The organism is Streptomyces sp. DH10 (genome assembly GCF_029813805.1).
GTDB classification, from domain to species: domain Bacteria; phylum Actinomycetota; class Actinomycetes; order Streptomycetales; family Streptomycetaceae; genus Streptomyces; species Streptomyces coeruleofuscus.
The window spans coordinates 23,836-36,268 of record NZ_JARVKU010000045.1; the positions used below are offsets into that span (position 1 = coordinate 23,836).

The 12,433-nt window shown below is 69.8% G+C and carries 11 protein-coding genes and 2 pseudogenes; 6 read left to right on the forward strand and 7 right to left on the reverse strand.

The window, feature by feature from the left end:
- Positions 1 to 380: 380 nt before the first annotated feature.
- Positions 381 to 3,620, reverse strand: coding sequence for a trypsin-like peptidase domain-containing protein (locus QC385_RS43205; RefSeq protein ID WP_279546895.1), 3,240 nt, complete (start codon positions 3,618 to 3,620; stop codon positions 381 to 383).
- Between the two features lie 40 nt (positions 3,621 to 3,660).
- A complete protein-coding gene (locus QC385_RS43210) occupies positions 3,661 to 3,948 on the reverse strand; it encodes a trypco2 family protein (RefSeq protein ID WP_279546896.1) in 288 nt (95 codons plus the stop codon).
- A gap of 496 nt (positions 3,949 to 4,444) precedes the next feature.
- On the opposite strand from QC385_RS43210, the pseudogene QC385_RS43215 reads away from it, so the two are divergent.
- The 6 genes and pseudogenes from QC385_RS43215 to QC385_RS43240 form a co-directional block, all read left to right on the forward strand.
- Positions 4,445 to 4,690: pseudogene (locus QC385_RS43215) on the forward strand (relaxase domain-containing protein); the annotation flags it as partial.
- 490 nt (positions 4,691 to 5,180) lie between these two features.
- Positions 5,181 to 5,345, forward strand: a complete 165-nt coding sequence (locus QC385_RS43220) for a hypothetical protein (RefSeq protein WP_279546904.1) — start codon at positions 5,181 to 5,183, stop codon at positions 5,343 to 5,345.
- A 39-nt stretch (positions 5,346 to 5,384) separates the two neighbouring features.
- The gene (locus QC385_RS43225; RefSeq protein ID WP_279546905.1) at positions 5,385 to 5,564 is read left to right on the forward strand and encodes a hypothetical protein; all 180 of its coding nucleotides are present in this window, start codon (positions 5,385 to 5,387) and stop codon (positions 5,562 to 5,564) included.
- Positions 5,565 to 6,731: 1,167 nt separating this feature from the next.
- On the forward strand, positions 6,732 to 6,944 hold the full coding sequence (locus QC385_RS43230) for a hypothetical protein (protein ID WP_279546897.1): 213 nt from the start codon (positions 6,732 to 6,734) through the stop codon (positions 6,942 to 6,944).
- 203 nt (positions 6,945 to 7,147) lie between these two features.
- Positions 7,148 to 8,335 (forward strand): replication-relaxation family protein, encoded by a 1,188-nt coding sequence (locus tag QC385_RS43235; protein WP_279546898.1) that lies wholly within the window; start codon positions 7,148 to 7,150, stop codon positions 8,333 to 8,335.
- Between the two features lie 91 nt (positions 8,336 to 8,426).
- Positions 8,427 to 8,723 (forward strand): hypothetical protein, encoded by a 297-nt coding sequence (locus QC385_RS43240; protein WP_279546899.1) that lies wholly within the window; start codon positions 8,427 to 8,429, stop codon positions 8,721 to 8,723.
- Between the two features lie 201 nt (positions 8,724 to 8,924).
- Here QC385_RS43240 and QC385_RS44145 read toward each other — a convergent pair.
- The 5 genes and pseudogenes from QC385_RS44145 to QC385_RS43255 all read right to left on the reverse strand — a co-directional run.
- Positions 8,925 to 9,216: pseudogene (locus QC385_RS44145) on the reverse strand (IS982 family transposase); the annotation flags it as partial.
- A 75-nt stretch (positions 9,217 to 9,291) separates the two neighbouring features.
- Complete coding sequence (locus tag QC385_RS43245; RefSeq protein WP_279546900.1) at positions 9,292 to 9,801, reverse strand: DinB family protein; 510 nt, start codon at positions 9,799 to 9,801, stop codon at positions 9,292 to 9,294.
- A gap of 84 nt (positions 9,802 to 9,885) precedes the next feature.
- Positions 9,886 to 10,023 carry a DUF6207 family protein gene (locus QC385_RS44435; protein ID WP_443033122.1) on the reverse strand — a complete coding sequence of 46 codons (138 nt, stop codon included), beginning with the start codon at positions 10,021 to 10,023 and terminating at the stop codon, positions 9,886 to 9,888.
- Positions 9,998 to 10,447 carry a transposase gene (locus QC385_RS43250; RefSeq protein WP_279546901.1) on the reverse strand — a complete coding sequence of 150 codons (450 nt, stop codon included), beginning with the start codon at positions 10,445 to 10,447 and terminating at the stop codon, positions 9,998 to 10,000. Before QC385_RS43250 ends, QC385_RS44435 begins: the two co-directional genes overlap by 26 nt.
- A 127-nt stretch (positions 10,448 to 10,574) precedes the next feature.
- Entirely contained in the window at positions 10,575 to 11,915 is a 1,341-nt protein-coding gene (locus QC385_RS43255) for an FG-GAP and VCBS repeat-containing protein (RefSeq protein ID WP_279546902.1), read from the reverse strand.
- Positions 11,916 to 12,433: the final 518 nt, after the last annotated feature.

Sequence of the window (12,433 nt, forward strand, 5' to 3'; positions counted from 1 at the left end):
AAGGTCGCGATCAGCTGTCTCATGAGACACCCTGAACGCGAAGAACTCCTGCATGACCACTGCCTGATCCTCAACCGCGTGCAGCGCCTGGGCGACGACGGTGAGCCTGTAGGTTCTCTTTTCCGTTGCCCCTTTCTCACCGACATCGTCCTTTGTCCGGCCCATGGGCCATGTTGGTGGGACAACCACCATGGGCGGGCTGGAAGTTCTCCACAGCGAATATCGGTGGGGGCGGGGCCGTTGGGTGCGGCGTGCAGCGCGCAGGGAGTGGCGCTGAGCGTTCACGACTCCGATGCGTAGGTCACGAGCAATCGGACGTGGCGCAAGCGCGGCTGTGACCGGATCCTGCCGCCGTCGAAGCCCCGTCGGGCGGGTCGACGCTACCCGCGGTGGATCACGGCGCTCTGTGCCGCCTCGAAGGCGACCGGCAGCAGCTCCGCCAGGTGGCGGTCGAGTGCCGCGAGCCTAGGATTGGCCTGGACCGATGTCTCCTCGACGTTGGACGCCACCTGATCCCTCGCAGCGACCGCCAGGAAGAAGCCGGGCAGGTGGGCCTCGGGGCTCCGGCAGACCAGTCGGCTCCAGATGTCCAGCGCCGTCATCGCGGGTTCCAATGCCGTCTCCCAGAGGCCATAGGCGGTCAGTTGGTTCACCGTGCGGGAGAGGAGTTCGGCAATGACGGGCTCGTACTCGGGTGACGCCTCGTCGAGTTGGTGCCAGACCTCCAGTGCACGTCGCAGAGCGGCCAGGAACGCCGACGCGGATCCAGCCTCGGCCTGCCAGCGGCCGAGCTGAAGCGTCTGGAGGACGATGCCGCTATCCGTCTCGCTATCGCCGAGCCCGATCCGTCGCCGGTGCTCCCCGATGGCGATCGCCTGCTGCATGGTGTGGCGCGCCTCGGTGGAACGCCCCACGGTCTTCAGGAGCTTGCTGAGGTTCATGAGCGCGCCGATCAGCATCGGCTCGCGGCTACGCGGGTCGCGATGGGCCAGTCGGCGGTGGCTGTCCACCGAGTCCGCCATGACCTGCAGGGCTTCGTCGTGGTGGCCCGACCGGACCAGGAGCGTTCCGAGGTTGGAGCTCCGGAGGGCGAGCTCGAATTCGTAGGCGGGATCGGTCCTGGCCAGCTGTCGGGTGAGCTCCACGGACCGGCGCAGTGCGCGCGTGGCCTTGTCGTGGTGGCCCAGGTTTCGGAGGAAGTCGGTGAGGAGCTGTAGCTGGAGGGCGACGTCGTCCCGAATATCCTGGTCCGTCCTCGCTAGCCGCTCCATCAGGTCCACGCCTTGTTCGAGGGAGCGCAGCGCCTCCTCGTCGCGCCCTACGGCGCGCAGGTAGGAACTCAGCCCGCACAGCGCGAGGGCGTACTGGTAGTGACGCGTGCTGTCGGTTCTGACTATGTTCCGCCAGATTTGCAGTCGCTCCTGTGCGGTGTGCAGGGCCTTCTCGTGGCGACCTGTGCGGCTGAGTGCGGCACTCAGACCGCTCAGGGCGACCCCGAGGGCGGCCTGTGCGGAGGTGGAACCGTCCTTGGCCTGCTGGCGGGCGGCGGCCACGTAGTCTTCGGCGAGCCGCAGGGCGATGTCGTCCAGGCCGGTGTTCCCGTAGGGCACGACGATCTGGAGTTGCTTGAGCACCTCGATATCGGGGGCGGTGGCTTCCAGGGCGTTCAGCAGCGCCTGCTGGATGCTGGCCGTCCGGACCGTGCGGCCCGCCTGGTGGTGCGCGATGGCGGCCCGTACGAGCACGGTGACCAGTTGCACCCGCTGGTCGGTGGAGGAGCACGCCAACAGGGCGGCCAGCGGGAGTGGCGGATCGAGGTCGAGGAGGGCACGGGAGGCGTGGTATTCGCCGACGCGGTCGGGCTGGAGCGGGCCCCAGAACTGGTCGGGACCGGGCGGGTAGAGGGTACGTAGCCACGCCGCCAAGTCCGCCGCCCGAGCGGGCGGAATCTCGGGGAGCACGCCGACGGCCGTGAGGGCCTCGGCCTGGTCCGCCGCCCCGCACAGCGCGGCGACGGCGACGGCCCGGTGCACGGTTGTCGGATCGAGCGGCCCGAGCCGTTCGGCGGCCCGCGCCCAGTACCGTTGTTCGTGTCGGAGGAGGGTGGCCTCGGCGGGTTCCTCGGGCGCGGTCTCGACCGGCGCCGAGCCGTGCTGCAGCAGGGTGGTGAGGGCAGTCATCTGCATGGTGAGTACGGACTCGTACGCAGGCTCGCCCAGATCCTGCGGGGCGCCCAGGGCGTTGGCGAGCATCGGCCACCCGGCGGGCGGGCGGCCGGGCAGGTCCGGCAGTTCCTCCAGCAGGTCGGCGAGGTCGCCGAGGGCATCGGTGAATAACTCGGTACGGGTCTCGAACGGGCCGTTCCCGGGTGTCAGTGTCGCTAGTTCGATCGTCGGGGCCCTGGCGAGGATCTCGTCGGCGTGGGAGGCGGTGAAGCCGTCGGTCTTCCAGGTGCCGCCGGTGCGGGCGAGGAACAGGAGCCGGGTGCGGTGGCGACAGCTCCGGAGCTGGTCGATGACACGGCGTACCAGGCCCGGCCGGGCATCCGCGTAGTCGACGACCAGCAGGAAGGGGAGCGCGGTCTCCAGGGACCTGAGCTCGGGCAGGGCGAGGTCGCTGTCACGCAGTTCCGCCCGGAGGTGCCCGGTGACCCAGCCCTCCTCACGCAGGATGTCGCTCAGCCGACGGGCGAGGCGGGACTTGCCTTGCCCGCCGGGCCCGGTAATCACCCGCACCGAGAAGCCCTCGACGTCGCGTTGACACCATGCCCGCAGCGCGCGTAGCTCGTCCTCCCGCCCGCGAAACGTCACGGCCTCGGCGTCGGCGCGCAGCAGCATGGCCGGCGACCGCAGGTCCCGCTCGCGGGCCGCCGGTTCGAGCAGGTCCACCGGTTCGGCGGCTTCCAGCAGAAGTTGCCACCCGCCGTGCTCGGCGACCAGCGCCGAAAAGCGTTTGTCCGCCAGAAGTGCCGACGCCGGGGTGGCTGTCAGCCGAGTGCCGCCCACAGCCTGACGGTCCTGGCGGACCACCCCGCACAGCAGGCCGCTCTGGCGGCTCTCGGCCAGCAGGGCGGCGCCAGACATCCCGGACCAGCCAGTGCCGTTCCCCTCGCTCACAGGGACGGTCGCGTCCTTACTGAAGACCTCGTACCGTCCGGCGAGCGAACCGGTCCCCGGCATGATCTCCCCGCTGATCTGGCCGTCGAAGCGGTCGCGGGTGCCTGGATCCTTCTCCATGCGAGGGAACCCGGCGATGGTGACCGGGTGGGGCCGGGTGCCGATGATCCGGCCCCACCGCTGTGGGGGCCGGGTACGCACGTCAATCAGCGACTCGGGCGGCTCCCAGCGCAGGCCGTCGCCACCCGGTGCAGGCGCTGCATCGACCTCGACCAGCGCCGCATCGACTTCGTCATCGATGCGCCACCACAGGACGGCCGCCCGGAACTGGTCCTTCCCCGCATCGGGCCGGCAGACAGTCACCCGCGTCGGGTCCGGCCCCAAGGCCGTCTCGATGACATGGCCGGCCGTCAGCACCAGCCGAGGCGCGACCAGATAGCCGGAACCGAATGCCGTGCCGTTGCGCCGGTGGACCCTAATCTGCACCCGACGGTCGAACTCCACCCTGCCCCCTTCTGCTGTCCCGGACCGCTACCGCACCGGTCTACTCCTCATCGGCGACGATGACCGGCCCGAGGTTTGAACCGTGCGGCTCCAGCCGCACCGTCACCTGGTGGGTGGCCTTGCTCGCCCGCTCCGCCTTGGCGCCCACGCTGACGACCGCGAAACGCAGCCCCCCGTCCAGATTCCGGCTGCCGGTCAACTCGAGCCCTAGCTCCAGCGTGATCTCCCCCAAGGAGAAGAAGACCCCCTTGTCCCCCTCGGCCGAGAGTCGCCGCTGCGCCTCGGCGACCTGGTCCCGCAACAGCGCGATCGCGTCGGCCAGATCCATCCAGTCTTCCCCGCCACCATCACCCACTGATCCCCCAAGAGCGCTTTGTCCTCGGCATGTTCGGGACGACGATCCCACAACCACACGAAGCAGGAAGTCCCTACCGGAAATCACTCCCCGCCCGCGGTCCCACCCGTCACCTTCCGCGGCGTGCTAGGTCTCGTCGAGAAGCTGACCGGTTGGAACGAGCGACAGGACGAGAACCGCGCGCTCTGGTGCTGGGGCGGCAGCCCTTGAGTAGAGGAGCAAAGTCGAAAGCGGTGGGACCGCTTCGGTTACTGCTCCAGGAGCCGAGCAAGGCGACGAGACGTCAGGGGACAAGATCGTGAGACAGAATGCTGTGGTCCGCGAATGAGACAGCCGAGAGGATCCCAGGCCACTGAGCTGGAACGGGACACTCCGAATGCGGTCCTACAGAGCCGGTGGTGTGGGGCGCCCTGGACACCCGCCCCTCTACCGGCACGTCGTGGCGGCCGGAACGCTCTACTCCCTCGCGATGACGACCGAGGTGTGTGAGGAGCTGGGGCTGGCGACGGTGCCCCGGGAGGTGACGCCGGGCCTGCGCCCGGTGATGGAGATAGCCGGTGTCGACTCCGAACTCATCGACTGGTCCTCGACCCGTCGTCGGCGGATCGAGGACGCTCTGGAGGGCCTCACCTACAAGTACGCGGACAAGCACGGGCGGCTGCCCGGCGAGCGCGCCCGCCACGGCCTCGGGTGGTGGGCGGCGCAGGAGACCCGCCCCGAGAAGAAGACCCCGCGCCCGTTGAAGCAGATGCTCGCATGGTGGCGGGCGTCCGCGCTCCTGAAGTTCGGCAAGCAGATGGTCGACGGGCTCCTTGAGCGCTGCCGCACAGCGGGTGCGGCGATCCGGGCTCAGGTGAACCCGCTGGTGGACACCTCGCTCGCCGCCGTCGACGTCGCTGCGGTCGTCTTCACCGTGTGCGGCACCTTCGCCCGCCGCCACGACCTGGCCGAAGCCCGCCGGCACTTGCTGGAGACCCTGCGCGGCCAGGAGTTCACGCGCGGCCTGGACGACTACATCGCGGGCCGCGCTCTGTCCCACCACTGTCGTCAGGTCACCGTTCCCCAGCCCGGCCGCCGCACCCCGGCCCCCGACCTGCTGACCTACACCGCCGACTTCGCCTGGCCCGGCCGCTGGTGGATCGCCGGGACTGACGGCGCCGCGGGCCGCCACTCGCTTCGAGCGGGCCAGGGTGGCCAGCCTCGCCGTGCGGAACGCGATCCGCGCCGCCCGCACCGCGTCGGCCGCCGCGCCCACCGACCACCACACCGAGGCGCCGCACGGCGTCGACCACCCGGGCCGGGGCGCCGGGCTCACCCCGGCGCAGCGGGCCGCCGCCGTCCACGCCCACCAGCAGGCCGCGATGCCGTAGGAGTATCTGGAGGGCCGTACGACCGACCCGGCGACGTGGATGCGCACACCGGGCAACCTGGAGCGGCTCGCCGCCATCACGCGCGCTGCCGACGCCCGCCGTCGCGCCCTCGAGGACCGGGAGCTCCCGGCCCCGGCGGCCGACCCGGTCGACCCGCGCCGCCAGGAGCAGGAGCAGCAGCACCCGCAGCCCGGCCCCGGCCAGGGCATCCAGCCATGACGACGGCCGGGGACCGTCCGGCGGGACGGACGACGAAGTCACCGTGCCAGGCGCCGGGACGCGACTGGCTGCCCGGCCCGGAGCCGGCAGGGAGCGGGGAGGGTGCGGGGGACCGTTCCCCCCTTGAGCGCGGAGGACTCGATGGTTGCCCCGATCCCGCCGTACCTGTCGCCGGAGCGCCTGGAGTACCTCCAGAAGCTCGCGGATGCGTCCCGGCTGCGCACGGCGCTGTTCACGTCGCCGACGCCGCCTCCAGTCCGGCGCCGTTCAAGGCAGTTTCCTGGTGGCCGGCCGAACCCGTGGCGGCTCGCGCGCCTGCGCCGCCGCCGGAGGTGAGTGCAGGACATCCCGGCATCCGGTGCGCGCACCCGATGTCGGCGGTGCCTCGCATCGCTCACCGCGCGGTGACGATGCAGTTCATGGTGCGCACCGTGCGCGCACCGAAAAGAGGTTGTGCACTCGCCACCCTCCACTCCCGCCCCGCTCCATCCGGTGCGCACACGGATCGTGACGAACACCGGATGCCGGCACTCGATGCGCACCCCTTGTCCAGCTCGTCTACCGGGCACACAGGCCGCCCTCGCGGGGGAATGCAAGCCTTGACCAGCCACGAGTTTTCGGCGTTTCCCCTTGACCACGCTCGCCACCGTCCCGGCGATGGCACACAGTGGCCCGCGTGGCGCTTGTCCGGAGGGGAGAACTCTCTCTCCCGCACCGTCACTGTCCGTAGAACCGGCGCGCGGTGCGCAGAGTGGCGTCCACTCCCGCATCACGGTGCGCACCACCGAGTGGGAGTGGACGCCACTCTGCGCACCGGCCGGGGAGGGGACGCCACCGGGTGCGCACCATGTGCGCGGTGGCCTGTACTCGGTGCGCACCATTCGATGGGGGAGTGCGGTGCATCGCGCTGCGCGTGTCCAATGCCGCGCATCGGTGCGCGGGTGCACCGCACCGCCGGACGTTGGCGCGCTCGTGGTGCGCACCGCCGCGCGCCAAGCGCGCACGGCGCGGTGCGCTCGGTGGGTGACCGTGTGCACTGGTCAAGGCCGTGAATTCAGCCGGACAGAAGCGTTTTGCCGCCACGATCAGTGAACGGTCCACCGGGCACCGGGCCTGGCGTTACACAGGCGGTTGGGAGATTCGTGCCTGACGGGGAGGGCTGGCCGGGTGACGCTGACGATCAACGTGGCGGTTCTGCTGGCGGTCATCATCATTGTGAGGCTGCGTCGGCGTACGCAGGCCCGCAGCCGCGCGGACGAGAAGCTGACCGTTGTCATCGTGCTGGTCTTCGGGGTGCTGATCGCTCCCACGGCGTTCGGCCAGGGAATCCTGGACGTTGTCGTCCAGCTGGTGCAGGGCGTCTCCCAGTCGGCTCGTTGAGCTCTCGCGGCTGGCTGCCGCGTGTGGGCCTGGTCACGGACGAACCGGCCGGACAAGGGGCGGTCAAGGGTCGAAACGGACACCATGCGGGCGGGATGAACAGACCGCGGACAAGGGGTCGGTGAGCAGGGTCGCGGGTGCGTGGGACACGCGGTGCGTGTCCGGCGCGAAGTCCGCATCGCCTGCACCAAGGAGACCCCGTCGTGACGACGCCCTCGCCCTGGACCGACCCCTGGGATAACCCCGCCGAACCCGCACCGCCTTCCGTGCCGTCCGCGTATCCGCGCACCCCGTGGCCGGCCCCGTCGCCCGCCGCCCCGGCCGGGCCCGCGGACAGCGCTCCCCGTAGCGGTCACGACCAGGGTCACGACAAGCAGCCCGACACCGGTCCCAACGCCCGTCCCGCACCGCCCGAGGCGCCGAAGGACGACTTCCCAGGCCAGGACCCGTCCGAGCCCGCCGGCGCCGATGCCGACTCCTTTCCTGTAGGCCCACCTGCCGGTTTGCCCACGGAGATCCTGGCCGCGCAGGTGCTGGGCGCACTCGCCTCGATCCGCGTGGCCACCCCCGCGCAGCTCCACCAGCTGCTCACCCCGCACCACCAAGGAAACGACTACGTGCGCCGCGTCCTGCGGCAGCTGCGCAGCGAGGGCCTGGCAGACCGGATCGACCGCAGGGGCCGGGTGAAGTCCCGCTGGTTCCTGACCGAGCCCGGACTCGAGATGGCGCTCGCCCTCGACTTCGCCCTCGATCGCGGCCGCCTGGTCACCGGCGAGAAAGTCGCCTCCTCACTGGCGGCCTGGCACGCCCTGGCCGTCACACAGAGCGCCATCGCCTTCCACCGGCACGGCGTCGGCACGCTGGGGGACTGGGAAGTGGAAGTCGCTCACACCCTGCCCCGCCACCAGAGCCTCGTGGCCGACGCCCTGGTCCACCTGCCCTACACCAACCTGCCGCACGTGTTCGTAGAGGTGGACCGCGCGTCGATGACGTTCGGCAAGCTCACCGCCAAGCTGACCGCCTACGACGAGTACCGCACCAACGTGTGGAAGAGCACCGGCAAGCAGGAGTGGCTGACCCGCTACCCGCGCTCCGAGGGGATCTTCCCGCCCGTGCTCTTCGTGTTCGACGGTGCTGGCGCCACCGCGCTCGACAACCGCATCGCCGTCCTGCTCGCGGCGGCGCACCAGCTGGCTGCCGTCCACACCGGCAAGCTCACCGTTGCCGCAACCACCCTCGCCAAGCTCGACCACCATGGGCCGCGCGCGGAGATCTGGCGCTACCCGCTGCCTCGCCGGGCGGGGCACCTGGGCACATGCACCCTGCCGGACCTCCCCGGGATGGGGAAGCCGACCGCCCGTTCCGGACTGCCCAGCCAGATCAAGTCCTGAGCCCGCACAGCACGGCGACGGGCCCGGCTCCACCCAGGCCGGGCCCGCCGGCCCTGCCCGGTTGTCAGTGGCGGCTGGAAGGCTGATCGGCATGAACGGAGATGAGCAGCTGCTACGCGGCCGGGTCTACGGCCACGACCACGACAACCCCAACCCGGGCCCGCTCCCGCACCAGACGTACGCCGCGCTGATAGGCGGGCCGCTGGACGGACTGCTGCTGGACATCACAGGCTGGCGGCTGGAGGAAGTCGACGACGGCGCGGCCCTGCCCACCGACCTCGGCCAGTTCCCTGGTGGGCGGTCGCTGTACGACCCGCGCCCCGGCGAACCGCGCAAGCCTGGCCCGGGTGTGAGCTGCCGCTTCTACTACGCCGGCGACACGCCCTGACTACAGCCCCGACCATCAGCGCGACCACGGCAGGTCAGCGCGCTGCTCAACCGCCGCCACCGGATTGCTTCGGCCTGCCCTCGGTCAGCTGGCTGGCGGTGTTCTCGATCCCCAGCAGCGTCCACTCGACTCCGGCCTGCCATCCGGGCTCCGCGCCGGCATACCGGCCTTCGGCGTCGGCCCGGATCCTGGCAGCGAGGCTGCGCAGCTCCTCTGGAATCTCTGCAGCAGCTCAGCGGCCATGCGCAGGCGCTTGTTGTAGCCGGGCTGCTGCGGCAGGTAGGGGAAGAAGTGCCGCAGGTAGGCGCGGGCGTAGCGAAGCCATTTGGCCTCGGAGGTGCCTGCATCATCGCGAGCGGGACCAGCTCGGCATCGGTCAGTTGCGGAGCGATCCCGATGGCCGGACGCCGGGGAGCCAGATGGGTGATGTCTTCAGCAGGCCGTCGGTCTTCACAGAGAGTGCGGTGGCGAGGGAGTCCAAGTCTGGCGTCACACACCAAAGTTGGATTCCCTCCTTCCAGATGCGCGACGATTCCTCTGAAGAGATCAGCATTTTGGAGATCGGGGCTCAGGCGCCCACGGTCCCGTCGACACCCTCACGCAGAAAGTCCGCGTGCCCATTGTGGCGGCCGTACTCCAGGAGCACGTGCATCATCACCATCCGTAGTGATACCTCCTCGCCCCATCTTGGCTGGTACCCGGCCAGGTCCAGGGACTCAGCCTCCCGCTCGATGCGGCGCGAGTTCTCCACGTCGGCCTCCCAGGCTGCGAACGCCTCGCCCCTGGTCGAGGCGCTCGCGTCGTACGCCGCTTGGAAGTCGATCTTGTCGGACCAGACCATGGGCGCGTCGTTGTCCTCGAACACTCGACGGAACCAAGCACGCTCCACCTCCGCCATGTGCCGCACCAGACCGAGCAGCGAAAGCGTCGATGGCGGCATCGACTGCTGCCGAAGCTCCTCGTCAGCAAGCCCTTCGCACTTCATGGCGAGCGTTGCACGGTGGTAGTCGAGAAAAGCCCGCAGCGGGCGGTCTGGGCGCTGTTGTCGGCGGCCAGGCGGTGCCTGAGCGTTTCGCATCGTTCGACCAGCTCCCGCAGGAGCGAAGGGTGCGCCGTGATCATGGCTGGCTTCCTTCCGGCGTAGCTCGTGTGGACCAGCCCTTCACCCATACGGTGGCAGCCGTCGGCGCGTGACGCACGTGGAGGCCGTGCTGGGCCGCCGACGCGACGGCGCACCCGCGGCGAGCAGTTCCTGGACCGCGAAGGCGGTTTCGTCATCCGCGGCCGCTACCTCCACCACAGCCAGGCCGGCACGGTCGTTTTGCCCCTTTGCTGCAGCCCCTTTTCCTCCGCCACGGCCTCCCCAGATCCTCAAGGAGTTCCGGGTCGACCACTACGCCCGCCGCATGGTGATGCGCGCGGACAACCGTCGAGTCCACACTGGCCAGGCTGAGATCGACATCGTCGCGGGCCGCTGCCTCGGCGATCATCGCGGCCATGAGGGTCTGGAAGACCGCGTCACGCGCCCACATCCGGAACCGGTCGTAGATCGTCGACCAGGAGCCGTAGCTGTCCGGCACATCCCGCCAGGGGCTGCCGGTACGGAACCGCCACATCACCGCGTTGAAATAGCTACGCAGGTCAGGGATCGGTCCGAACGCCCCCAGCGGCAGGTGCGGCTCGATCAACTCCCACTCGGCATCGGTCAGGTCACCACGAGTCACGCGACCGGTCTACCGCAGCCAGCACCCTCCTGGAGCGGGAATGTGCGGGGAACTGCGCGAGCGGCCACGACGTGGGCGCACTCGTACGAACAAGGCGAACCCCAGGCAGCTGGGCGGGAGGCCGGGCCTACTGGAGCATGCCCCAGATGAGTTCGGTGTCGGCGTCGGTCACACCGGTCGTGGTGACGCCGGACGCCGTGCCGGGGAAGCGCAGCGAGCCGTTGATGGCGCCGACGTAGAGGTCGGCCTTGCCGTCGCGGTTGGTGTCGCGGAGGCGGACCGGCTCGCCGAAGCAGTCGTTCCATGCGACGTCGCCGGGGACGCCGGCGGTGTTGCGGGCGAGCCACTGGGAGTTGGTGCCGGTGATCCCGCTCGCGCTGCCGCGCAGGACGTGGACGCCGCCCTCGGTCGTCTCCTGGCTGATCTTCTCTCCGTAGACGCCGATCGCGAGGTCCTTGTAGCCGTCGCCGTTGATGTCGGCGGCCGAGACGGAGGAGCCGAACAGGTCGCCGGACTCTGGGGTGCCGGCGACGTTGGTGGTGGCCTGCGTGATACGGACGGCGGTAGCGGGGCCGGTGGAGGAGCCGTACCAGATGGACACCCGGCCCTGGTAGTTGTTGTACATCTGGCTGCCCGCCGCGAGGTCCCCGTAGCCGTCCTTGTTGAAGTCGGCGATCACCGCCTCGCTGGGGTCGCCGTAGTTCGTGACGAGGCGCAGGGTCTTGCCCGCGCTGAGCGGGGAGCCGCCCTTGATGAACCACGCGTCCGTGCCGAAGTTGTCGTCGGTGATTCCGATGATCACCAGATCGGTCTTGGAGTCCCCGTTCATGTTGCCCGAGACCAGGGACGTGGGCGCGAATCTCGTCGTCTTGTCGTGGCTGGTGACCGAGCCTGCCACACCGGTGCGCGTGATGCTGCGGTAGACGTAGGCCTTGCTCCCGCTGATCGCGGCCAGGTCCTTCTTGCCGTCCCCGTTGAAATCCCCGGCGGCGAGGTCGCGGCCGAAGCGGGCGTTCGACACCTTGGCGCCGGCGTTGGGGATCGCGGTGCCACCCGAGAGGCCGGTCGCGCTTCCCCACAGGATGACGACGCCGCCCTCGTCCGTGCGTCCGTCGACGTCCTCGCGCGACACCGACACGGCGAGGTCCCCGTATCCGTCGGCGTTGAAGTCGGCGGGCACCCGGACGTCGCCGAACTGGTCCTCCGTCTCGTCGGCGCCGGGGACACCGGGGCTGTCCTGGGTGATCAACTGGGTCTGGGTGCCGGGTCCGGAGGCGGTACCGAAGGTGATCCGGACGCCGCCGCCCTTGCTGTACTGCTCGTAGGTGTAGCTGGCGTAGTCGCGGTAGCCGTCGCCGTTGAAGTCGTCCGCGTACCTGGCCGCCGCCGCGCTGGCGGGAGGTGCCGTGAGGACGGGGGCGAGGGACGCCACGAGGAGTGCCGCGCAGGCTGCGGGGCGAATGCGCATGAAGTGTCTCCTGATGATTCTTTGTGACCGCTCCTGTGCCGATTTTTCTCAGGGACCACAGAGACAGGAGCGGTTGATGATCAGGAGACAGTCGGACGGGGGAAAAGGTTGCAGGCGGATAGCTACGCAGGTCAGGGATCGGTCCGAACGCCCCCAGCGGCAGGTGCGGCTCGATCAACTCCACTCGGCATCGGTCAGATCACCACGAGTCACGCGACCGGTCTACCGCAGCCAGCACCCTCCTGGAGCGGGAATGACCGATCCCGTGATCTCAACTCAGAACACTCCCTACTGATCTTTTCGTAAGTTCGGTGGGTGTGGTGGACGTGTGGGTGGGAGGCTGTCGCGGTGGCATATCAACCTTCCCCTTCGGTTGCCGGCTCCTGTCTTCCTCCTTTGTCTCGGCCTCAGTTGGCGGAGGCGCGTCGTGTTCGGGCAGTCGAGTTGTTCGAGGGTGGCGTCTCGAATGCGGAGATCGCGAGGGCGGTGGGGGTGTGTGCCGAGAGTGTGCGGCGCTG